19 protein-coding genes, 1 tRNA gene and 1 riboswitch are annotated in these 21469 nt (G+C 68.9%); of the genes, 12 read left to right on the top strand and 8 right to left on the bottom strand.

What is annotated here, in order from left to right; all coding sequences use genetic code 11:
• The 5 genes from E8A12_RS04820 to E8A12_RS04840 form a co-directional block, all read left to right on the top strand.
• The coding region (locus E8A12_RS04820; RefSeq protein WP_293366649.1) for a PEPxxWA-CTERM sorting domain-containing protein at positions 1-358 on the top strand (358 nt) is incomplete at its 5' end.
• Between the two features lie 169 nt (positions 359-527).
• A complete protein-coding gene (locus tag E8A12_RS04825) occupies positions 528-1280 on the top strand; it encodes a DUF6065 family protein (RefSeq protein WP_293366683.1) in 753 nt (250 codons plus the stop codon).
• A gap of 113 nt (positions 1281-1393) precedes the next feature.
• A tRNA-Gly gene (locus E8A12_RS04830) sits at positions 1394-1468 on the top strand.
• Between the two features lie 184 nt (positions 1469-1652).
• Entirely contained in the window at positions 1653-2372 is a 720-nt protein-coding gene (locus tag E8A12_RS04835; protein WP_293366650.1) for a PEPxxWA-CTERM sorting domain-containing protein, read from the top strand.
• A 138-nt stretch (positions 2373-2510) separates the two neighbouring features.
• Entirely contained in the window at positions 2511-3077 is a 567-nt protein-coding gene (locus tag E8A12_RS04840) for a DUF4337 family protein (protein WP_293366652.1), read from the top strand.
• Between the two features lie 34 nt (positions 3078-3111).
• Here the strand turns inward: E8A12_RS04840 and E8A12_RS04845 are convergent, their stop codons facing one another.
• Together E8A12_RS04845 and E8A12_RS04850 are read right to left on the bottom strand one after the other, a co-directional pair.
• Entirely contained in the window at positions 3112-3696 is a 585-nt protein-coding gene (locus tag E8A12_RS04845; protein WP_293366653.1) for a hypothetical protein, read from the bottom strand.
• A 104-nt stretch (positions 3697-3800) separates the two neighbouring features.
• Positions 3801-4208, bottom strand: a complete 408-nt coding sequence (locus E8A12_RS04850; protein ID WP_293366654.1) for an MAPEG family protein — start codon at positions 4206-4208, stop codon at positions 3801-3803.
• Positions 4209-4334: 126 nt separating this feature from the next.
• On the opposite strand from E8A12_RS04850, the gene E8A12_RS04855 reads away from it, so the two are divergent.
• The gene (locus E8A12_RS04855; RefSeq protein ID WP_293366655.1) at positions 4335-4553 is read left to right on the top strand and encodes a KTSC domain-containing protein; all 219 of its coding nucleotides are present in this window, start codon (positions 4335-4337) and stop codon (positions 4551-4553) included.
• Here the strand turns inward: E8A12_RS04855 and E8A12_RS04860 are convergent.
• The 3 genes from E8A12_RS04860 to E8A12_RS04870 form a co-directional block, all read right to left on the bottom strand.
• On the bottom strand, positions 4550-5782 hold the full coding sequence (locus E8A12_RS04860) for an argininosuccinate synthase (protein ID WP_293366657.1): 1233 nt from the start codon (positions 5780-5782) through the stop codon (positions 4550-4552). The genes E8A12_RS04855 and E8A12_RS04860 overlap by 4 nt on opposite strands.
• A gap of 72 nt (positions 5783-5854) precedes the next feature.
• Positions 5855-6187 (bottom strand): hypothetical protein, encoded by a 333-nt coding sequence (locus E8A12_RS04865; RefSeq protein ID WP_293366658.1) that lies wholly within the window; start codon positions 6185-6187, stop codon positions 5855-5857.
• A 3-nt stretch (positions 6188-6190) separates the two neighbouring features.
• Positions 6191-8110, bottom strand: a complete 1920-nt coding sequence (locus E8A12_RS04870) for a potassium transporter Kup (protein WP_293366659.1) — start codon at positions 8108-8110, stop codon at positions 6191-6193.
• Between the two features lie 185 nt (positions 8111-8295).
• On the opposite strand from E8A12_RS04870, the gene E8A12_RS04875 reads away from it, so the two are divergent.
• Positions 8296-9096, top strand: coding sequence for an SDR family oxidoreductase (locus E8A12_RS04875; protein WP_293366660.1), 801 nt, complete (start codon positions 8296-8298; stop codon positions 9094-9096).
• Between the two features lie 119 nt (positions 9097-9215).
• On the opposite strand, the gene E8A12_RS04880 is transcribed toward E8A12_RS04875, so the two are convergent.
• On the bottom strand, positions 9216-9899 hold the full coding sequence (locus tag E8A12_RS04880) for a MarC family protein (RefSeq protein ID WP_293366662.1): 684 nt from the start codon (positions 9897-9899) through the stop codon (positions 9216-9218).
• A 120-nt stretch (positions 9900-10019) separates the two neighbouring features.
• Here E8A12_RS04880 and pyrF point away from each other — a divergent pair, with 120 nt between their 5' ends.
• The gene (pyrF, locus tag E8A12_RS04885) at positions 10020-10712 is read left to right on the top strand and encodes an orotidine-5'-phosphate decarboxylase (RefSeq protein ID WP_293366684.1); all 693 of its coding nucleotides are present in this window, start codon (positions 10020-10022) and stop codon (positions 10710-10712) included.
• Between the two features lie 3 nt (positions 10713-10715).
• On the opposite strand, the gene E8A12_RS04890 is transcribed toward pyrF, so the two are convergent.
• Complete coding sequence (locus E8A12_RS04890; RefSeq protein WP_293366664.1) at positions 10716-10913, bottom strand: DUF1674 domain-containing protein; 198 nt, start codon at positions 10911-10913, stop codon at positions 10716-10718.
• A 76-nt stretch (positions 10914-10989) separates the two neighbouring features.
• On the opposite strand from E8A12_RS04890, the gene E8A12_RS04895 reads away from it, so the two are divergent.
• The 4 genes from E8A12_RS04895 (at position 10990) to purH (ending at position 16479) form a co-directional block, all read left to right on the top strand.
• Positions 10990-12291 (top strand): RsmB/NOP family class I SAM-dependent RNA methyltransferase, encoded by a 1302-nt coding sequence (locus E8A12_RS04895; RefSeq protein WP_293366665.1) that lies wholly within the window; start codon positions 10990-10992, stop codon positions 12289-12291.
• Between the two features lie 51 nt (positions 12292-12342).
• Positions 12343-13011, top strand: coding sequence for a ribulose-phosphate 3-epimerase (gene rpe, locus E8A12_RS04900; protein ID WP_293366667.1), 669 nt, complete (start codon positions 12343-12345; stop codon positions 13009-13011).
• Between the two features lie 14 nt (positions 13012-13025).
• Positions 13026-14774, top strand: coding sequence for a heparinase II/III family protein (locus E8A12_RS04905; protein ID WP_293366668.1), 1749 nt, complete (start codon positions 13026-13028; stop codon positions 14772-14774).
• Positions 14775-14781: 7 nt separating this feature from the next.
• Positions 14782-14866: riboswitch (ZMP/ZTP riboswitch) on the top strand.
• A 20-nt stretch (positions 14867-14886) separates the two neighbouring features.
• Positions 14887-16479 (top strand): bifunctional phosphoribosylaminoimidazolecarboxamide formyltransferase/IMP cyclohydrolase, encoded by a 1593-nt coding sequence (purH, locus tag E8A12_RS04910; RefSeq protein ID WP_293366669.1) that lies wholly within the window; start codon positions 14887-14889, stop codon positions 16477-16479.
• Between the two features lie 128 nt (positions 16480-16607).
• Here the strand turns inward: purH and E8A12_RS04915 are convergent, their stop codons facing one another.
• Positions 16608-21452 carry an NAD-glutamate dehydrogenase gene (locus E8A12_RS04915; protein WP_293366670.1) on the bottom strand — a complete coding sequence of 1615 codons (4845 nt, stop codon included), beginning with the start codon at positions 21450-21452 and terminating at the stop codon, positions 16608-16610.
• Between the last annotated feature and the right edge of the window lie 17 nt (positions 21453-21469).

Below are 21469 nucleotides of genomic sequence, written 5' to 3' on the forward strand. Positions count from 1 at the left end.
CCTCACCACCGTCAGCCTCTACATCGGTTCGCTGGACGGCTATAACAAGCTGTCGTTCACCTACGCCGATGGCACCACCGCGCCGCTGATGAGCGGCCAGTGGGTGTCCGACAACACCATCAGCCAGTCGAACGGCGATCAGCAGAACGGCGACTCCAACGGCCGTCTGACGCTCACCTTCGACAAGCCGGTGACTTCGGTGGTGCTGAGCTCCGACACCAATTCCTTCGAGATCAGCGAAATCGCCGGTGGCGTGCCGGAACCGGCCACCTGGGGCCTGATGATCGTTGGCTTCGGCGGGGCCGGCGCAGTCCTGCGCGGCCAGCGCCGCCGCCAGCCGGTCGCCGCCACGGCCTAACGCCGCAAGCCGCGTCGGCGCGGCTTTCGTTCCAGAGACGGACGAGCCCCGGCCCGCACCTCGCGGCCGGGGCTTTTCCATGCGCGCTCGGCTGGACGCGGCGGCGGCCCGCTGCTTTAGCTCTCGAAAACGCCTGGTCCCGAAAGGACGCCTCGAAGACATGCCCGCCCTGGAACTGGAGTGCTATCCCACCGTCGAGGCCGGCGTGACGCCGCCGGATATCGTGCCCGGCCGCCAGAACCGCGACTGGATGGACAATTTCCACGCCCGTCACGCCTATCGCTGCCTGCCGATGAACATGGCCAACACCTCGGGCTGGGAGATCCTCTGCCCGATGACCTTCAACGCCGAGTGGAACGGCGGCATCCACCAGGACGACATCAGGATCTGGACGGACTACCCGCAACCGCACCTGAGCCGCTTCGCCAAGAGTCACTTCAGCCATGGCGTCATCACCATGCACACCGGCTACATGTTCAAGACGCCGCCCGGATGGTCGATGCTGGCCATGGGCGCGCCGAACCACATAAAGGACGGCATCCAGCCCCTGGCCGGCGTAGTTGAGACCGACTGGCTGCCGTTCCCCTTCACCATGAACTGGCTGTTCACACGTCCCGGCCGCGTACGCTTCGAGAAGGGCGAGCCCTTCTGCTTCATCACCCTGCTGCAGGACAAGTTCCTGCACGACATTCAGCCGGTGATCAGACGGCTCGATTCCAACCCGGAGCTCGCCAACCAGTACGGGGTCTGGGAGAAGCACCGCACAGAGTTCAACCAGCGGATCTTCCGTCAGGACCCGGAGGCCACCAAGGAGGCCTGGCAGCGCTACTACTTCAAGGGCGAGTACCCCGAGGAGGTGGCGCCGGCCCGCGAGGACCACGTCAACAAGCGCCGCCTGAAGGAGCCGACCTGGCGGCGCTAGGCGGGCGGGCCAACTCGCCGCGGCAAAGGGCGCGCCGGGCCGCTTGCAAAGGGTTGGGGCGTCTGCCATAAGCCGCCTCTCGATTTTCGAGGCGGTCTAGGGCCTCGAGGAGCGCGGGCGTAGCTCAGTGGTAGAGCACAACCTTGCCAAGGTTGGGGTCGAGAGTTCGAATCTCTTCGCCCGCTCCAAATTTCCGCACGATTTCAACCAACTCCGCCCCGGCCAATAGCGCCGGCGGCGCGAGTCTGGCAGACGGCGTAAAAATATTCGCGCGCAGGGGGAAAAGACTCCACGTTCGGATAACGCGCTATTAAGCATAGCGTGACTGTGGCGACCTCGTTCTGAGGCGATGCGTGTCGTTGGGGATTTCGGATGAAGATCAAGCTGTTTGCGGTCGCCGCGACCGCGGTGGGTTTTCTGGCGATGGCGGGTTCGGCCTCGGCTGTGGAGGTCGTCAGCGTTTCGGCTGTCGCCGGCGATACGATCCCGACGGGCGAACACCTGATCACCGACTTCAACAGCACCGGCGGCGCTGACATCAGCGGCGTCGGCTCGCAGCAAGGCGGAACGATCACCGACCTGGCGGCCGGCTTCCATTTCACCCAGGACGCCAACGCCTACACCCGGGACGGCGTCGCTGGCCTGGACCCGGGCGTCAGCGCCCCGCCGCCCCTGGACAACGGCGTAGCCGGCGCCTTCTACGAAACCGTACTCAACAACGGATCGGCGACCCTGACCTCCGACCTGGGCCTGGAGCAGTTCAGCTTCTACATGGGCTCGCCGGACGACTATAACCACGTGACCTTCACCTTCACCGGCATTGACGGCTCCTCCCAGACCCTGAACGGGGTGGACATCTGGGGCGGCTCGCCTCCCGGGGACGGCAACCAGTCGGAAGGCTTCACGGTGACCTACACCTTTACCCCCGACGCGGTGAGGTCGATCCAGTTCACCTCCACCGGCAACTCCTTCGAGTTCGACAGGTTCGCGGGCATCGTCCCGGAACCGGCGAGCTGGGCGCTGATGCTCACCGGCTTCGGCCTGGCGGGCGGCATGCTGCGCGCCAAGCGCCGCAAGGCGGCCCTCGCCTAGCAGGCCCCTGACCGGCCCACGGGTCCGGACGGACGACGAAAGCCCTGGCCCGCGCGATCCGCGGCCAGGGTTTTTTCGTGGTCGGCGCTAGGGTACCTAGGACCGGCCAATTCCAGGCTGGACCGCAAGAAGGCTCCCATGACCCACGATCCCGCGCTTGAGGCCCACGAACACGCCGAGCACGCCGAGCATGCGGCGCATGAGCATGACCCCTTCATCAACCGGGTCTCGATCACCATCGCGATCCTGGCCGTCCTGGCGGCGGCCGTGGGCAGCCTCGAGACCATCGAGGCCGGAGGGGCCATCACCTCGTCCAGCGAGGCCGTGCTGAGCCAGGACAAGGCCACTGACGCCTGGGACGAGTACCAAGCCGATAGCCTCAAGAAGCACATCTACGGCATCGCCGCCGACGCAGGCGGTCCCAAGGCGGGGAAATACGCCGACACCGCCACAGAGCAGGTCGCCAAGCAGGCTGAGGTCAAGAAGACAGCCCTGGAGAACGAGGCCGAGCGCGACAAGCTTCTGGGCGCGAGCCGGGCCCATGAGCACCATCACCACTGGCTGACCGCCGGCGCTACCCTGCTGGAGATTGGCATCGCCATCTGCACCGTGGCGATCATCACCCGGCGCAGGGCGTTCTGGCTGGGTTCGATCGGCCTTGGCGCCGTCGGCCTGGCCGTGGCGGCGCTGGGGTTCGCGCTCTAGATCACGGCTTTCGCCGGGAGAAGCCGCTGCGCGCTTACTTCGCCGCCGGATACTGGATCTTCGGCTTCAGGTTCTCGACCACGGCGTGGGCGTCGAAAGCGCGCGGATCGTCGGCGGGCTTGGCGCCCTTGTGGGTGATGATCTCGGCCGAGGCCTCGAAATTCTGCACCGTGTCGACGCGGTCGGCGAAGAAGGGATCGCCGTAGAGCGGGTCCCAGGTCTGCCAGCCGCCGAAGCCGCGCCCGCGGTAGCGCCAGGACGGCCGCCAGTAGCCGAAGCCCGGGCCGTACCAGGGATGGTAGAACGGGTCCGGATCGACGTAGGTCCGCGCGTTGCGGTCGGTCTGGCGGTCGACGATCGCGAACCAGTCGTCGCCGTTCTGCAGGGTGACCTCGGCGGCGCGGAACAGCAGATAGCCCTCGACGGTCTCGCGGGAGGTCAGCGCATTGCCGGAGAAGCTGACCCGCCAGCGGTTGGACTCGATGCGCGTTTCGGAATAGCCGCCGGCGTTTGCCGAGCCCTTGACGAAGGGCTGGTAGGGCGTTGGCCCGACGCAGGCGGAGAGCCCCGCCGCGAGCAACAGCAGCGCCGTGGCTGTCGCGACGATGGTCCGGTTCATTCTTGCGCCTCGAAACCTGCGGTCATGCGAAGCATGATCGCAAAACACCTGGTCGCAACTGTGGTTGCCCGGCGTCGCTATTGTGCAGCCAGGCAACCATGCTGTCACATGCCGCCGGTGGCGAGGCTGTAGACGATGCGGCCGATAGCGCCGAACAGCAGGATCGCCACGGCCAGGGCCTGGACGAGGAAGCCCGTCGAGCGCTTCTCTGCGGCGGTCATGTAACCGGTGGCGTACATCAGCCGTCCGACGATCCAGACGACCCCGAGGCCGGCGGCCACCAGCTCGTTCCAGTAGATGGCGAACAGCCACAGGCTCACCAGGAACATCGGCAGCCATTCCAGGGTGTTGTAGTGGGCTCTGATCGTCCGCTCGAGCAGCGGGTCGCCGGTCATTGCCGGCGCGGCGATTCCCGATTTGCGCCGGGCTCCTGCGGTCTGCATCCCCATCCAGAAATAGACCAGGAGCGCGAGCAGGCTGACCAGGGCGGTCCAGCGGTGCGCCATCATCATGTGGTTTCCCCCGATACGGCGAACGAAGCTTCGCCTTTGCCCGGACCTTGCCACGTATCGGGGTTCCCCGGGAACCGCTTCCGCGCGCCGCAGCGTTTAGGGTTCCGACCATCCGGGAGACGGCCCATGAATGTGGACTCCGCCGCCATCAGCGAAATCGACTACGACGCCGACCGCACCAAGCTGCTGATCCGCTTCGCCAACGGCGAGCGGTACGTCTATGTCGGAGTCCCGGGCGAGGTTTGCCGCGCCTTCGTCGAGGCCGACTCCAGGGGCCGTTTCTTCCAGAGCCAGATCCGGGACCGCTACCCGTTCAATCGGCTGGACGCTCAGCCCCCGACCTAGCTCTTCGTCCGCTTGTCGCGCTGGGCGTTGACCCGCAGGCGCAGCGCATTGAGCTTGATGAAACCCGCCGCGTCGCGGTGGTCGTAGGCCACGGCGCCTTCCTCGAAGGTCACGAGTTCCTGGTCGTAGAGCGAATAGGGGCTGGTGCGGCCGATGACGGTGACATTGCCCTTGTAGAGCTTCACCCGCACCTGGCCGGTGACCTTCTGCTGGGAAAGGTCGATGGCCGCTTGCAGCATCTCGCGCTCCGGCGCGAACCAGAAGCCGTTGTAGATGAGCGAGGCGTACCTCGGCATCAGCTCGTCCTTAAGGTGCATGGCCCCGCGGTCGAGGGTGATCGATTCGATGCCCCGATGGGCCGCCAGCAGGATCGTGCCGCCGGGGGTCTCGTAGACGCCACGCGACTTCATGCCGACGAACCGGTTTTCCACAAGGTCCAGGCGGCCGACGCCGTTGTCGCGGCCCAGTTCGTTGAGCTTGGTGAGCAGGGCGGCAGGCGAGAGCTTCACCCCGTCGATGGCGACCGGATCGCCCTTCTCGAAGTCCATGGTGATGACGGTGGGCTTATCCGGGGCGTCCTCGGGCGAGATCGTGCGCATGTGCACGAACTCCGGCGCCTCGACGGCCGGGTCCTCGAGCACCTTGCCCTCGGAGGAGGAGTGCAGGAGGTTCGCGTCGACGCTGAAGGGCGCTTCGCCGCGCTTGTCCTTGGTGATCGGGATCTGGTGCTTCTGGGCGAAGTCGAGCAGGGCCTCGCGGCTCTTGAAGCTCCATTCGCGCCAGGGCGCCACGACGCGGATGTCAGGCTCCAAGGCGTAGTAGGCGAGCTCGAAGCGGACCTGGTCGTTGCCCTTGCCGGTGGCGCCGTGGGCGACAGCGTCGGCGCCGGTCTTGCGCGCGATCTCGATCTGCTTCTTGGCGATGAGCGGCCGGGCGATGGAGGTGCCTAGCAGGTACTGGCCCTCATAGACGGTGTTGGCGCGGAACATCGGGAAAACGTAGTCGCGCACGAACTCCTCGCGCACATCCTCGACGAAGGCGTTCTCCGGCTTGACGCCCAGCGTCATGGCCTTCTGGCGCGCCGGTTCGACCTCCTCGCCCTGGCCCAGGTCGGCGGTGAAGGTCACCACCTCGGCGCCGAGTTCGGTCTGCAGCCACTTGACGATCGTGGAGGAGTCGAGGCCGCCGGAATAGGCGAGTACGATTTTCTTGATGGGCTTGTCGGCCATGGCGGCGGCGGGTCCTGGAAGATCGAAGGAAAGAAGAGGTCGCGCGCCTTTAAAGGCCAAGCCGCGACAGGTTCAAGACTTAAGCGCCTGGGCGACCCATCGCAGGTGCAACAGCGCCAGCAGTGCGGCGGAAACCGCCCGCACGCCGAACACGATCACCGCCAGGTCGCCATCCGTCTCCCGCGCCTGCAGCACCAGCCACAGGCTGGCCGCAAAGGTCGCCATGGGCAACAGCCACAGCGCCACCGCGCGCGGCGCTTGGCCGCCCAGGAAGGCGAGCCTCTCACGGTCTGCGGTCTGCCCCCAGGCGTGGCGGGACGCGGCGAACATGACAGCCAGCGCGATCACCCAGAGCGCGTCGCCCGCATAGGCCAGGACGGTGTCCAGCGATGAGATCGACGCCATGGCCTAGACCGTCACCTGCGTGCCGAGCTCGACCACGCGACCGGGCGGGATCTTGTAGAAGTCGGTGGGATTGGCGGCGTTCTTCATCAGGAAGATGAACAGCTTATCTTGCCAAAGGGGCATCCCGGACTGCGCCGAGGGCACCACCGAACGGCGGCCGAGGAAGAAGCTGGTGGCCATGATGTCGAACTTCAGCCCCAGCTTGCGGCAGAGCGCCAGGGCCTTGGGCAGATTCGGGCTCTCCATGAAGCCGTAGGAGATGATCAGGATTTTGAAATCGTCGTTCACCGGCTCGATGCGCACCCGGTTCTCTTCGGCGACCCGCGGGGTCTCGGTGGTCTCGATGGTCAGGATGATGTTCTTCTCGTGCAGCACCTTGTTGTGCTTCAGGTTGTGCATGAGGGCCACCGGGGCCATCGAGGCGTCGGAGGTCAGGAAGATCGCGGTGCCGGGCGCGCGATAGGGTGCGCGGGCCTTGAGGATTTCCGACAGCTCCAGCAGGGGCACGCTGTCGCGGCGGGTCTTCTCGGTGAGGATCTGCGCCCCGCGGGTCCAGGTCCACATCACCACCACAAGCGAAGCGCCCAGGACCAGCGGCAGCCAGGCGCCGTCGGGGATCTTCAGGAGGTTCGAGGAGATGAAGGTGATGTCCAGCACGCCGAAGCCGCTCGCGGCCAGGATCGCCTGCCACAGTGGCCGCTTCCACATCCAGCGGACGATGACGAAGAACAGCAAGGTGTCGACGAACATCGCGCCGGTCACCGCGATGCCGTAGGCGGCGGCCAGGTTCTCCGATTTCTGGAACACGAACAGCAGCACCAGCACGCCCACCATCAGGAAGGTGTTCACCTGCGGCACGAAGATCTGTCCGGCCTGGGTCTCTGACGTCCTGAGGATCGAGATGCGCGGGAAGAGGCCGAGTTGCACCGCCTGCTGGGTCAGCGAGAAGGCGCCGGTGATCACCGCCTGGCTGGCGATGATGGTGGCGAGGTTGGCCAAGAGCAGCACCGGCCAATAGATCGCCTGCGGTATCATCCGGTAGAACGGGTCCACGTGGGCTCCGGGATGGTGCAGCACCAGCGCGCCCTGGCCCAGGTAGTTGAGTAGCAGGCTCGGCAGCACCAGAACCAGCCAGGCGGCGCGGATCGGGTCCTTCCCGAAGTGGCCCATGTCGGCGTAGAGCGCCTCGGCTCCAGTCACCGCCAGGAACACGCTGCCCAGGATAACGAAGCCCAGGAACCCGTTGTCGATCAGGAAGATGATCCCATAGTGCGGCGACAGCGCCCGGAAGACCGTCGGGTCTTCAGCGATGTGGTAGATTCCGAGCCCGGCCAGCACGAGGAACCAGACCCCGCAGATCGGGCCGAACAACTTGGCCACGCTGGCCGTCCCCCTCGCCTGGACCAGAAACAGGCAGATTAGGATCCCAGCTGCGATCGGAACCACCAATTTGGCCACCTCGTGCGGCGCGCCGGGCGCGTCGCGCACCCCTTCCACCGCCGACAGCACCGACATGGCCGGCGTGATGATCCCGTCACCGTAGAACAGCGCCGCCCCGGCCATGCCGAGCAGCAGCACCCAGCCGGACCTGCGTGGCACGATGCGCTGGGCCAGCGCCATCAGGGCCAGGGTGCCGCCCTCGCCCTTGTTGTCGGCCCGCATCAGGAAGATGACGTATTTGACCGTCACAATGAGCAGCAGCGCCCAGGTGACCAGCGAGACGACGCCCAAGACAGCTACGGACGGGTCGACCGTCGCCCGGGTGTGACGCAGGGCTTCGCGCATGGCGTAGAGCGGGCTGGTCCCGATGTCGCCGAACACCACGCCCATGGAGCCGAGCGCCAGGGCGAAGAAACTCTCTTTCAACGCGGAGCGATGCGACTCCTCGGACGCCGCTCGGGCGCCGCCGGCCGTATCAGCCATCCAGTCTCTCCGGGGACGGAAACGACATCCCCTTGGGCGGCCCGATGCCGTCTCGCGGCGGGCGCGATACACCCATTCCAGACCCCGTTCAATGTTGCGCCGCAGCGTGTCGCCGCAGTCATGCCGCTTTTCCTTGAATGCCCTGGCCTGGGGCCTAGTTTCGCATCCAGGAATCGGAGGCGGGGATGGATCGCAGATTGGCGCTGGTGACCGGCGCCTCGGCCGGCATAGGCGCGGCTTTCGCCCGTATTCTGGCCAGCCACGGCTATGACCTGGCGCTGACCGCGCGGCGCGCCGACCGGCTGGACAAGCTGGCCGAGGAGATTTCCCTTCGCTACGGCGTCGAGGCCCTGACGGTGACCGCCGATCTGGCCGAGCCGGAGGCGCCGGGCCAGATCCTCGATTTTCTGACCGCCCACGGCCGCACGGTCGATGCGCTCATCAACAACGCCGGTTATGGCTTGCCGGGCGCCTATGCCGACACACGCTGGGACGACCAGCGCGCGGTGATCCAGGTGATGATGACCGCGCCGGCGGAGCTAGCCCATCGGGTGTTGCCGGGCATGCTGCACCGGCGGTTCGGGCGGATCGTCAATGTCTCGTCCCTGGCGGGCCTGGTCCCCGGCGCGGCGGGGCATACGCTCTACGGCGCGGTGAAGGCCTTCCTGGTGCGCTTTTCGCAAAGCCTGCACCTGGAGGTCCAGGCGCAGGGGGTGCACGTCAGCGCGCTCTGCCCAGGCTTCACCTTCTCGGAGTTCCACGACGTCGCCGGCACCCGGGCCCAGATCACCCAGTCGACGCCGCCGTGGCTCTGGCTGGGCGCCGATGAGGTGGCCGCCGCCGGCTACGAGGCCGTGGAGGCCAACCGCGCGATCTGTGTCCCTGGGGCGCCCAACAAGACGATCGCCGCGGTCGCCAAGCTGATCCCGGACGACTGGGCCTTGGCGCTCATGGCCTCGCAAAGCTCGCGGTTCAGGAAGCTGTAGGGCGGCTCCTCCCCTTCGGGAGAGGTGGCGCGAAGCGCCGGAGGGTGCTTTCGCTCAAACCTAGGAGGACCCCTCAGACAGCTTTGCTGCCAGTTCCCCCGACGGGGAGAAACTCGCGCTCATTTCGCGTAAGGCGCCGCCGCCTCAGGGCGGATCAAACCGTGCGTCGAGGCGGCGATTCCGGCCAGCAGGAACTGCACGGCCATGGCGCAGAGGATCAGGCCCAGCACGCGCACGATGATCGACAGCCCGATCTTGCCGAGGAGCCGTCCGACGAGGGGCGACGCCAGGAACGACAGCAGGGTGGCGGCCGAGACGGCGGCGATGGCGCCCACGCCCAGGGCCGCGCCCGGCAGGCCGTACTCCTTGGCCTGGCTGGCGTAGATGATCACCGTGGAGATGGCGCCCGGCCCGATGAGCAGCGGCATGGCGAAGGGCACGATCATCTGCTCGACGCGGCGGCGAACGTAGGCGCGGCTGTCCTCGGCGCTCGCGGCCACGTCCGCGAAGCCGGCGGTGAAGTCGTCGCCCAGCATCTTCAGCCCCAGGACGAACAGGATCACGCCCCCGGCGATGCGGAAGGCCGGCAGCGAGATGCCGAAAAACGCCAGCAGGCTGAGGCCCGAGAAGTAGAACAGGGTCAGGAAGCCCATGACGAACAAGGAGATCACCAGGGCGATCTGCGCGCGCTCGCGCCCGCTGGCGCCCGCCGTCGAGGCGACAAACACCGGCACGTTGCCGACGGGGTCGAGCAGCGCGAAAAGAGCCACGAAGAAGTTGACCGCGAAGTCCCAATGGATCATCCCTGGGTCTTAGCCCAAATCGCTGCGTGCGCCGAACCCCCTCGGTCCCGCGTCCCCTTGCCCGGAGCCTTCGCCATGGCTGAAGCCGCGCCCACTCTCCTGGAAAAAGGGGAAGTCCCTGTGAAGGCTGACCGCCGCCTGATCGTGCCGCTGGACGTGCCCAGCGTGGACGAGGCCCGCGCCACGGTCGCCGCGCTTGGCGACGCCGTGAGCTTCTACAAGGTCGGCCTTGAGCTCTTCGCGACCGACGGCATGACCCTGGCCCATGAGCTCAAGCGCCAGGGAAAGCAGGTGTTCATTGACTGGAAGCTGCATGACATCGGCACAACGGTGCAGCGCGCCGCCGCCGTGCTGGCCGAGCAGGGCTGCGATTTCCTCACCGTGCACGGCGAGCCGCAGGTGATGGCCTCGGCGGTGCGCGGCCGCGGCGCCTCGTCGCTGAAGATCCTGGCGGTCACCGTGCTGACCAGCCTGTCGGACGAGGACCTGCCGGAAATCGGCTATGACTCCACCGTCCGCGCCCTGGTGGAGCGTCGCGTCCACCAGGCCATCGCCGCGGGCTGCGACGGGGTGATCTCCAGCCCCCGCGAAGCCTCGCTGGCCCGCGCGATCGGAGGCCGCGATTTCCTGGTGGTGACACCCGGCGTGCGCCCCGACTGGTCGGCCAAAAACGACCAGGCCCGCGCGGCCACGCCTCTCGACGCCCTGAAGGCCGGCGCCTCGCACATCGTCTGCGGCCGCCCGATCACCGCCGCCAACGACCCGCACGCCGCAGCGTTACGAGTGGCCGCGGAGATGGCGCAAGCCGGGTAGCGCCTAGAAGTCGACAGCGATGCCCTTGCGTTCCCAGTCGCCGAAGCGGGTGGGTTCGGGGCTTTTCGGGCCGCCCTGTTCGGCGCTCGCTGCGGCGGCGGCCTGAGCCTCAGCGTGACGCTGAGCAGCCTCTTCCAGGGCGCGGCGGGCGGCGGGCGATAGCGGCTTGTCCGGCGCGGCGTTGGGGACGTCTTCGTTCATCCCGCTGATCTAGGACCTCGCAGCCCCGTCCGCAAACCGCTTGCCTTGCCGGTCCAGAGCGGGCACGCCGCGCGCCGTGACCGATCTTCCCATCCATTCCGCCCCCGACGACGCCGCCGGCCTGCCGGCCCGCGCCGCCGCCCTCGACCTTTTGACCGCGGCGCTCGGCGGCCGGGCGGGCATGGACGAGGGCCTTAGCCACCCGACGCTCGCCGCGCTCACCGGCCGCGACCGCGCCTTCGCCCGCGCCCTGGTGATGGCGACGCTGCGCCACCTCGGCCCGATCGACGCGGCCCTGCAGGCCCGGGTGAAGAAGGCGCCGCCAGACAAGGTGGTGCAGATCCTGAGGCTCGGCGTCGCCCAGGCCTTCGTGCTGATGACCCCGGCTCACGCCGCCGTCGGCACCTCGGTGGACCTGGTGGCCCAGGACAAGGGTCTGGCGATGTTCAAGGGCCTGGTGAACGCGGTGCTCCGCGGCCTGTTGCGCGAGCCGCCGCGGCTGGACGATCCAGAGCTGCTGGCGCCCAGCTGGCTCTACGCCCGCTGGCGCGCCGCCTTCGGCGCCGGCGAGGCGCTGAAGGTCGCGGCCATGATCGCCGAGGAGCCGGCGACCGACCTGTCGCTGAAGGATCCAGCCCAGGCCGAGGCCCTCGCCGCCGAGCTGGAGGCGGTGGCTCTGCCAGGCGGCTCCCTACGCACCGAACGGCGCGGTGATGTTGCGACCTGGCCGGGCTTCGCCGAGGGCGGCTGGTGGGTGCAGGACGCCGCCGCGGCGATCCCCGCGCGCCTGCTGGACGCGAAGCCGAGCCAGACCGCCCTCGACATGTGCGCCGCGCCGGGCGGCAAAACCATGCAGCTCGCCGCGACTGGGGCGCAGGTCGTGGCTGTCGACCGCTCGCCCGCGCGACTGAAGCGCGTCGCTGAGAACCTGGCACGGTTGGGCCTGACCGCCGAGACCATCGCCGCAGACGCGGCGACCTTGCCCGACAAGCGGACGTTCGACGCGGTGCTACTCGACGCGCCCTGTTCGGCCACCGGAACCTTCCGGCGCCACCCGGACGTGCTGTGGGCCGCCAAGCCCAGCGACGTCGCGGGCCTGGCCGCCGTGCAGTCCAAGCTGCTCGACGCCGCCGCGCGCCGGCTGAAGAGCGGCGGACGGCTCGTCTATTGCGTCTGCTCCCTGGAGCCGGAAGAGGGCGAGGGCCAGGTCGCGGCCTTCCTGGGCAGAACGCCGGGCATGGCGCTCGATCCGATCGCCGCGGGCGAGGGTGGAGCGCCGGCGCCCAGCGTCCGGCCGGACGGGACACTGCGCATTCTGCCGCATCACATCGAGGGCGGGCTGGACGGCTTCTACGTGGCGCGGTTCCGGAAGGCCTGAGGCCGCGCCCAGCCTCTGGCCCCAAACGCCGCATCGCGTTATGCGGACGCCATGTCCCGCACCGTTCCCATCATCGCGCCCTCGATCCTGTCGGCGGATTTCGCGCGCCTGGGCGAGGAGGCTCGTGCGGTGCAGGACGCTGGCGCCGACTGGCTCCATGTCGACGTGATGGACGGCCATTTCGTGCCGAACATCACCATCGGGCCGGATGTGGTGAAGGCGCTGCGCCCCCACGTGACCATCCCGATGGACGTACATCTGATGATCGCCCCGGCCGACCCCTATCTGGATGCGTTCCGAGCGGCGGGCGCTGACATGATCAGCATCCATCCGGAGGCCGGGCCGCACCTCAATCGTTCGCTGAGGCACATCCGTTCGATCGGGGCCAAGGCCGGCGTGGTGTTCAATCCCTCGACCGATCCGAGCGTCATCCAGTGGATGATGGACGATGTCGACCATGTGCTGGTGATGTCGATCAATCCCGGCTTCGGCGGCCAGACCTTCATGCCTTCGCAGCTCGCCAAGATCGCGGCGATCCGCGAGATGATCGACGCGACGGGCCGCGACATCTCGCTGGAGGTGGACGGCGGGGTGAACCCGGAGACAGCCAGGCTCTGCGTCGAGGCCGGCGCCACGGCCCTGGTGGCCGGCACGGCGGTGTTCAAGGGCGGCCCGCCCCAATACGCCGCCAATATCGCCGCCTTGCGCGGCGGCGCCTGAGCCGAGGGCCGCCGTTGCCCGGCTCGGCGCTCGACCGCATCCCGGGCGGCTATCCGCTCGCCGCGGCGGCGCTGGCGCTGTGGCGGCGGCCGGGCGTGGAGTGGCGCGCCTCGCGGCTCCACCAATGGCTGCTCAGCCATCCGCAGCCGGAAGGCCTGTCCGCCCAGCCGCGCGACCTGCGCCCCGCCGACGAAGAGGCCGGGCGCCGCATCCTGGCCGGCGGCTTCGTGTTCGGCGGCGAGACCCTGGCCGTGGGTCCGCGCGGCGACCCCTGGGACCGGGCGGCGCCCAGCCGGCGCTTCGCCGTGGCCCTGCACCGCTTCGGCTGGCTGAAGGACCTCACCGCCCACGGCGATCCCGGCGGCTGGGAGGCCTTGAGGCTGACGCTCGCCTGGCGACGGCTGTTCGGCCGCTGGAACCGGTTCGCCTGGGACTCGCAGGTGCTGGAGCGGCGGGTGTTCAACATCGCCTGCGCCATCGCCTCCCTGTCGGCGCCCGCCTCTGAGGCCGAGGCCGACCAGATCGCCGCCGACCTGGCGCGCCAGGGCCGATATCTGCTGAGCCTTGGCGAGGGTCCGGCTCGGGCGGCCGAGCGCGCGGCGGCCGCGGGCGTCGCCGGCGCGGCCCTCGGCGGTGTGGCGGGCGAGGTGCTGTTGGGCGCGGCGCTGAACCGCCTGGCGCACGACTTGCCGCGAACTGTGCTGCCGGATGGCGGCCACGCCAGCCGCTCGCCTCAGGCGGCGCTGGAGCTGTTCTTCGATCTGCAGACCCTGGACGACGCACTGGCGCAACACGGCGTCCACGCGCCAGACGAGATGATGCGCGCCCTAGATCGTCTGGGCGGCGCCGTGCGGTTCTTCACCCTGAACGACGGCCGCCTCGCCGCCCTGCAGGGGGGCGAGGCGACGACCGCGCCTTACGTCGCCGCGGCCCGCGTGGGGGAGGAGGCCATCGATCGCGCCGTTCCGGCGGTGCGCGGCGGCTATCACCGGCTGGAGGCCCGGACCCTGCAGGTGCTTGCCGACGCGGCCTCTCCCGCGGCAGGGGCCTGGAGCGAGGCGGCCTGCGCCCAGCCGCTGGCGATCGAGGTGCTCGCTGGCGCCAGGCGGCTGATCGTGGGATCCGGCTGGTCGCCCGACGCATCGGGGCCGCAGGCGCTGCGGCTGGTGGATGCGGCCTCCACGGCCTCGGTGTCCGACGCCGCCTGCGGCGCGCCGATACAGGGGTTCCAGGCCCGGACCCTCGGTCCGCGCCTGCGCGGCGCCTATGAGGTGTCGGGCGTCGACCGCCAGCAGGCGCGAAGCGGGATCTGGCTGGAGGCCAGCCACGACGGCTGGGCTAGGCGCTTCGGCCTGCGTCACGAACGCCGTCTCTATCTGGACCCCGAGGCCGACGAACTGCGCGGCGAGGACGCCCTGGTCCCGCTGACCCAACGCGGCGGAGCGGCCGGCCGCCGGTTCGCGCCCTTCGTGGTGCGCTTCCATCTGCACCCGCAGGTCAGCGCGCTGATTGCCCGCGACAAGACCAGCGTGCTCCTGAAGGTCGAGGGAGAGGATACCGGCTGGTGGCTGCGCAGCGACGCCCAGGAGGCGACCCTGGAGCCCGCGGTCCATCACCAGGACGGCGTGACCCGCCACGGCCAGCAGATCGTCCTGCGCGGCCAGGCCCGCCTGGACGCGGGCGGCAAGCTTCGCTGGAAACTGTCCGCGGCGCATCAGCTCGGCGAGGCGGCGGCGGTTGACGCTGGGGCGGCGTCGGCCTAAGCCCCGATCATCCTTGCGTGACTGGCGAAACTGAGGTGGGCGACCACCGGGGAGCGCAAAGGACCATAGCGCCGCTCGCCTGGGCATTTCTCTTCAACCCAAGGAGGATGCCGTGCCCGCCGCTCCCGATTTTCCGCCCGCTCCCGACCGCGCGCCGCTGAAGCGCGCCCTGCTGTCGGTCTCCGACAAGACCGGCCTGATCGAGGCCGCCCGCGTGCTGGCCGCCGCCGGGGTGGAGTTAGTCTCCACCGGCGGCACCCGCAAGGCCATCGCCGACGCCGGCCTGCCGGTGAAGGACATTTCCGACCTGACCGGCTTCCCCGAGATGATGGACGGGCGGGTGAAGACCCTGCACCCGATCGTGCACGGAGGCCTGCTGGGCGTCCGCGACGCGCCGGAGCACGCCAAGGCCATGGCCGACCACGCCATCGGCGGCATCGATCTGGTCTATGTGAACCTCTATCCCTTCGAGAGCACGGTGGCCGGGGGCGCGGATTACGCCACGGCGGTGGAGAACATCGATATCGGCGGCCCGGCGATGATCCGCTCGGCAGCCAAGAACCATGGCTATGTCGCCGTCTGCACCGAACTCGCCGACCTGGAGGAAGTGCTGGCCGAGCTGCAGGCCGACGGGACAACCAGCCTCGACCTGCGCAAGAAGTTGGCGGCGCGCGCCTATGCCCGCACGGCGGCCTATGACGCGGCGATCAGCGCCTGGTTCGCGGACGCCGTGGGCGAGGCGTGGCCGAAGCGCCGCGCCTTCGCCGGAGAGCTGGTCCAGACCATGCGCTACGGCGAAAACCCGCATCAGGCCGCGGCCTTCTACCGTTTCGCCAACCCGCGCACCGGCGTGGCGACGGCCAGACAGTGGCAGGGCAAGGAGCTCAGCTACAACAACATCAACGACACCGACGCGGCCTTCGAGCTGATCGCCGAGTTCGCGCCTGAGGACGGCCCCGCCTGCGCGATCATCAAGCACGCCAACCCCTGCGGCCTGGCCACGGGCGCGACGGTCCTCCAGGCCTATGAGCGGGCGCTGGCCTGCGATCCGGTGAGCGCCTTCGGCGGCATCATCGCGCTGAACCGCAAGCTCGACGCCGCCACGACCGAAGAGATCCTGAAGCTGCTCACCGAAGTGGTGATCGCGCCTGGCGTCGCCGAGGACGCGCTGGCCCTGTTCGCCAGGAAGAAGAACGTCCGGCTGCTCACCACCGACGGCCTGCCCGACCCGCTGTCGAGCGGACTCAATTTCAAGTCGGTGGCCGGCGGCTTCCTCGTTCAGGGGCGCGACAATGCCCGGCTGACGGCCGCCGACCTCAAGGTGGTCACCAAGCGCGCGCCGACGGAAGCGGAGATCCGCGACATGCTGTTCGCCTTCACCGTCGCCAAGCACGTGAAGTCCAACGCCATCGTCTACGCCAGGAACGGCCAGACCCTCGGCGTCGGCGCAGGCCAGATGAACCGCAAGGACTCCGCCCGGATCGCCGCCCTGCGCGCCGCCGATTTCGGACTCGACCTGAAGGGGTCGGCCTGCGCCTCGGAAGCCTTCTTCCCGTTCCCTGATGGCCTGATCCAGGCGGCCGACGCCGGCTGCACCGCGGTGATCCAGCCCGGCGGCTCCATCGGCGACCAGAAGGTGATCGACGCCGCAGACGAACGCGGCATGGCCATGGTGTTCACCGGGGTCCGGGTATTCCGGCACTAGAGCCAAAGTTGCTCCCCTTTGGGAGGAGCTGTCAGCGAAGCTGACAGAGGGGGCTTCCGCTCAAACAGTTGAGGAAGCCCCTCCGGCGCTTCGCGCCACCTCCCCCTAAGGGGAGGAATTTGCCGCGCCTACCGCCGCTTCTTCAGGCCCTCGGCCGCCAGCTCGCGCAAGGCCGCGTTGGCGATGGTGAGCTTGGCGAAGGACCACCCGCCGCCGGAGGCTTCGATCTCGTCGATGGTGCGGCGGGCCAGGTGGGCCTTGTCGGGGCGCAACGCCGTCCAGGCCGAGGCCGCGTCGCGGGCGTGGCTGGCGTCCTCACCGGCCTGGGCGCCGCCCGAGAACGCCATCACCGTGCGGGTCAGGTCGCCTTGCTGAGTGAGCAGGTCCTCGATCAGGCGGCGCAACGCCGTCCGCTCAAAGTTATCGCCCACCGCATAGGCGCCGGCGGCCTGGCGCACCTTGTCGAAGCCGAAGGCCTCGCCAACCGCGTGATAGAGCCGCGCCACATTGGCCAGCGGCCAGCTCGAGGCCTCGGCGATGTCCACCAGGTCGCCGGCGATGGTCATGGGCTGCAGGACAGCCACGGCGCGGGCCTTGTCGGCGGGCGCCCCCGCCTCGGTCAGCTGGCGAACGCGCGCTTCCACCTGGGCCTGCTCGATAGGCGACAATATGCCGGGCATCAGCTTCAAGAGGCCCTGGAAGCTCGCGCCGTAGGTCTTGATCAGGGCGTCGACGTCGAGCTTGTCCCGCGCCGCGCGGCGGGACAGCCAGAAGGTCGAGCCGCGCAGCGCCGCGCTCAGCCGCCGGAAAAGGGCCATCTGCCCGGACGCCGGGATCTTGCCGTCCAGCGCCGCGACCGCGTCCCACAAGGCCGGGATTCCCAGCACCGCCTTGGCCGCCTCGTAGGCCGCGGTGAAGGCCTGGGCGTTGGCGCCTGCCGCCGGCATCAACCGCGCCGGGAAGCTTGGCCCGCAGCGGTTGATCATGTCGTTGGCGACGACGGTGGCGATGATGTCGCGGCGCAGCCGGTGCCGGCGCATGGGTTCGGCCCACTTGCGCATCGCCTTGGGGAAATAGGCTTTCAGCAGGCCTTCGAAGAAGGGATCGTCCGGCGCATCGCTGCCGACGATCTCGCGCTTCAGCTCCAGCTTGCCATAAGCCAGCAGCACCGCCAGCTCGGGTCGCGTCAACGCCTTGCCGGCCTGGGTGCGCTCGGCCATGCCAGCGGCGTCGGGCAGGCCCTCGACGGCGCGGTCCAGGCGGCCCTGGCTCTCGAGCTCGGCCATGAACTGGGCGTAGGGACCCATCTCGCCGAGGGCGTCCATTTCCATCAACGAGAGCGCGAGCGTCTGGTCGTAGTTGTGCGCCAGGACGTGGCGCGCCACGTCGTCGGTCATCGATTGCAGAAGCGTGTCGCGCCGCTTGCGGTTGAGCTCGCCGGTGCGTTCCAGCATGCCGGTGAGGATCTTGATGTTCACCTCGTGGTCGGAGGTGTCGACGCCGGCCGAGTTGTCGATGGCGTCGGTGTCGATCTTGCCGCCGGCGAGCGCGTATTCGATACGGCCGGCCTGGGTGAGGCCGAGGTTCGCGCCCTCGCCGACGACCTTGACCCGCAGGTCCTTGCCGTTGATGCGGACCGCGTCGTTGGCCTTGTCGCCGACGTCGGCGTTGGCCTCGCGCTCCGCCTTCACATAGGTGCCGATGCCGCCCAGGTAGAGCAGCTCCGCCTGGCTCTTCAGGATGGCGTGGATCAGGTCGGCGGGAGCCATGGCGTCGGCCTTGACCTCCAGCATCGCCTTCACCTGCGGCGACAGAGGGATCGATTTCAGGGTGCGGGAGAAGACGCCGCCGCCCTTGGAGATCAGCTTCCTGTCGTAGTCGGCCCAGGACGAGCGCGGCAGGGCGAACATCCGCGACCGCTCGGCCCAGGACTTGGCCGGGTCCGGATCGGGATCGAGGAAGATGTCGCGGTGGTCGAAGGCGGCCAGCAGTTTGGTCTGCTTCGAGAGCAGCATGCCGTTGCCGAAAACATCGCCCGACATGTCGCCGCAGCCGACCACGGTGAAGGGCTCAGCCTGGATGTCCTTGCCCAGTTCGCGGAAGTGGCGCTTCACCGCCTCCCACGCGCCGCGGGCGGTGATCCCCATCACCTTGTGGTCGTAGCCGGCCGAACCGCCGGACGCGAAGGCGTCGCCCAGCCAGAAGCCGTAAGCCTCGGCGATGCCGTTGGCGATGTCGGAGAAGGTGGCCGTGCCCTTGTCGGCGGCCACGACCAGATAGGGGTCGTCGCCGTCGAAGGCGATGACGTTGTCCGGTCGGATTACCTTGCCGTCGGGGGCCAGGTTGTCGGTGATGTCCAGGAGGCCGGAGAGGAATGTGGTGTAGGCCGCCACGCCCTCGGCGCGCACGGCGTCGGCTGAGCCGCCCTTGGGCAGCTGCTTGGGATAGAAGCCGCCCTTCGAGCCCACGGGCACGATCACCGCGTTCTTCACCTGCTGGGCCTTCACCAGACCCAGGACCTCGGTGCGGAAGTCGTCGCGCCGGTCGCTCCAGCGCAGGCCCCCGCGGGCGACGGGCCCGAAGCGCAGGTGGACGCCCTCGACGTTCACCCCCCAGACGAAGATCTCGCGATAGGGCTTGGGCGCCGGCAGGTCGGCTAGGTCGCCGCTCGCCACCTTGAAGGAGATGTAGGGCTTGGGCTGCCTGTCCGGCCCCGTCTGGTAGAAGTTGGTGCGCTGGGCCGCCTGCACCAGCAGCGCCAGGCGGCGCAGGACGCGGTCCTCGTCCAGGCTCTCCACCGACTGCAGGGCCTCGACGACCTCGAGCATCAGGGCGTCGGCCTGGTTGCGGCGGGTTTCGACGCTGGCGTTCGACGCCGGGTCGAACTTGGTCCGGAACAGGGTGAGGATCAGCCGCGCCACTTCCGGATGGGCCGACAGCGCTTCCTCCTGCACCCGCTGGCTGGGATCGAGCCCGGACTGCTGGCGGTGCCGGGCGAGCGCGCGGATCAGGGCTGCGTCACGCCAGGGGATCGAGAGCTCCAGCACCAGGCGGTTGAAGCCGTCGTTCTCGGTGCGGCCGGTCCAGACGGCGACCACGGCGTCTTCGAACGCGGCCTTCAGGTCGGCGAACACCAGGTCCGCGCCGTGCGGGTCCTCGATCTCGAAATCGTGCACCCAGACCGCGGGCGTGCGCGGGCGGCAGACCGGGAAGCCGGCCTCGGCCAGCGCCTTCAACCCCATGTTCTCGAGGATCGGCAGGACGTCGGAGAGCGGCGCCGGCGCGCCTGCGCGATAGAGCTTGAAACGGAACTGCAGCTTTGAATCGCCCGGCGACCGGTAGGCGCGCACGGCGATCTCCTGGCCCTCAGCCATGGCGTCGATCACCGCCAGGTCGGCCAGGCCTTCCGACGGCCGGAAGCGGTCGCGGTAGCCGGCGGGGAAGGCGTCGCGGTAGCGGCCCAGGACCTCGGCGACCTCGCCTGGCGGGCGGCCCGAGGCGCGCACGGCGTCCTCGAAGCGGTCCTCCCACGTACGGGCCGCCTCGGCGATCAAGACTTCCAGCGCCTTCAGATCGGGCTCGGCGTGGTCGCGCGGGGAGAAGCCGATGATGTAATGCACCCGCGCCAAAGGGGCGTCGGAGAAGCTCGGATAGGACGCCGAGACCCGGCCGCGGTAGGCATTGGCCAGGATCTTGCCGGCGCGGGCCGCCAGGTCGGAATCGTAGTGGTCGCGCGGCAGGAACAGCAGGATCGAGGCGAAGCGCTCGAAAGGGTCCTTGCGCTCGAACAGCCGCACGCGCGGCCGATCGTAGAGATGCAGGATGCCGAGCGCCTGGTTGAGCAGTTCGTCCTCTGTCATCTGGAAGAGTTCGTCGCGCGGGTAGTTCTCGACGATGTTGCGCAGCCGCTTTTCGTTGTGGCTGCCGGGCGCGGTCTCAGCGCGATTGAGCGCGTTGGCCACCTTTTCGCGGATCAGCGGGACGGCGCTGGCGGGCTCGTCATAGGCCTCGGCGGTGAACAGGCCGACGAAGCGGACTTCGCCGAACGGCTTGCCCTGCGCGTCGTAGCGCTTGACGCCCACGTAATCCATGTAGCCGCGGCGGTGCACCCGGCTCTTGACGTTGGACTTGGCGACGGTGAGCGCCGGGTCGGACAGCAGGCGGTGCTTGACGTCGGCCAGCAGGATCGCGGGCTCGTTGGCGCGGCGCAGGACGTGGCGGGACGGGTCGCGCAGCACGCCCAGCCCATCCTTTGCCTGGTAGAGCGGCTCCTCGGCCGCGTATTCGCCGCTCTTGAGGCGCGGGTATTCGTAGATCCGCGCGCCCAGGAAGACGAACTGCTCGGCCTGCAGCCAGCTCAGGAAGGCGATCTCCTCGGGCCGGGCCTTGTCGCCGCTGAGCTTCAGCTCGGCGAGCGTCCTGCCCATCAGCTCGAGCATGGCCGGGAAGTCGTCCACGGCGGCGCGGACGTCATTCAGGGTTTCGGCGATCCCGGCGACCAGGGCGTGCTCGCGGTCCTTGCCGACGGGATCGAGGATCACCTGGATCATCGACTCGCGGTGAGCCGAGCCGGTCGTCCCACGGACGCCTGTGCGATCGCGCTGGACCTCGACGATGGGATGGAAGAGGGCGCGGACCGACAGCCCCTGCTCGGCGATCTCGCCCATGATCGAATCGACCAGGAACGGCGCGTCGTCCTGCACGATCTCCAGCCGGTCGAGGCCGGCCGCATTTGCGCCGATCGCTGGCGCGATGCGCAGGGTCGGCCCGCGGCCGCGGCGGCGCTCGCCGAATTTCCAGAAGTCGGCCAAGTTGGCGGCAAGATCGGCGGCGTTGAGCTCGGGCAGTTCGTCAGGTGCGGCGTCGGCTGCGGCCTGGCCGGCGAAGGCCTTGGCCACGGCGAGCGCTGAGTCGCCTTTCAGGGCTGCGGCGATGGCTTTCGGGAGGCTTCCCGTGGCGGGGACGCGGGTCATTTGGCGCCTCCAGACAC

This window comes from Phenylobacterium sp., from assembly GCF_004799395.1.
Lineage (GTDB): Bacteria > Pseudomonadota > Alphaproteobacteria > Caulobacterales > Caulobacteraceae > Phenylobacterium.

Excerpts from the sequence above, each read along its gene's own strand:
- E8A12_RS04840 (WP_293366652.1), top strand. The coding sequence starts at position 2,511 with ATGACCCACGATCCCGCGCTTGAGGCCCACGAACACGCCGAGCACGCC.
- E8A12_RS04890 (WP_293366664.1), bottom strand. The coding sequence starts at position 10,913 with ATGAACGAAGACGTCCCCAACGCCGCGCCGGACAAGCCGCTATCGCCC.
- E8A12_RS04835 (WP_293366650.1), top strand. The coding sequence starts at position 1,653 with ATGAAGATCAAGCTGTTTGCGGTCGCCGCGACCGCGGTGGGTTTTCTG.
- E8A12_RS04860 (WP_293366657.1), bottom strand. The coding sequence starts at position 5,782 with ATGGCCGACAAGCCCATCAAGAAAATCGTACTCGCCTATTCCGGCGGC.
- rpe (WP_293366667.1), top strand. The coding sequence starts at position 12,343 with ATGTCCCGCACCGTTCCCATCATCGCGCCCTCGATCCTGTCGGCGGAT.
- E8A12_RS04870 (WP_293366659.1), bottom strand. The coding sequence starts at position 8,110 with ATGGCTGATACGGCCGGCGGCGCCCGAGCGGCGTCCGAGGAGTCGCAT.
- E8A12_RS04880 (WP_293366662.1), bottom strand. The coding sequence starts at position 9,899 with ATGATCCATTGGGACTTCGCGGTCAACTTCTTCGTGGCTCTTTTCGCG.
- E8A12_RS04915 (WP_293366670.1), bottom strand. The coding sequence starts at position 21,452 with ATGACCCGCGTCCCCGCCACGGGAAGCCTCCCGAAAGCCATCGCCGCA.
- E8A12_RS04865 (WP_293366658.1), bottom strand. The coding sequence starts at position 6,187 with ATGGCGTCGATCTCATCGCTGGACACCGTCCTGGCCTATGCGGGCGAC.
- E8A12_RS04845 (WP_293366653.1), bottom strand. The coding sequence starts at position 3,696 with ATGAACCGGACCATCGTCGCGACAGCCACGGCGCTGCTGTTGCTCGCG.
- E8A12_RS04875 (WP_293366660.1), top strand. The coding sequence starts at position 8,296 with ATGGATCGCAGATTGGCGCTGGTGACCGGCGCCTCGGCCGGCATAGGC.
- E8A12_RS04855 (WP_293366655.1), top strand. The coding sequence starts at position 4,335 with ATGAATGTGGACTCCGCCGCCATCAGCGAAATCGACTACGACGCCGAC.
- E8A12_RS04850 (WP_293366654.1), bottom strand. The coding sequence starts at position 4,208 with ATGATGATGGCGCACCGCTGGACCGCCCTGGTCAGCCTGCTCGCGCTC.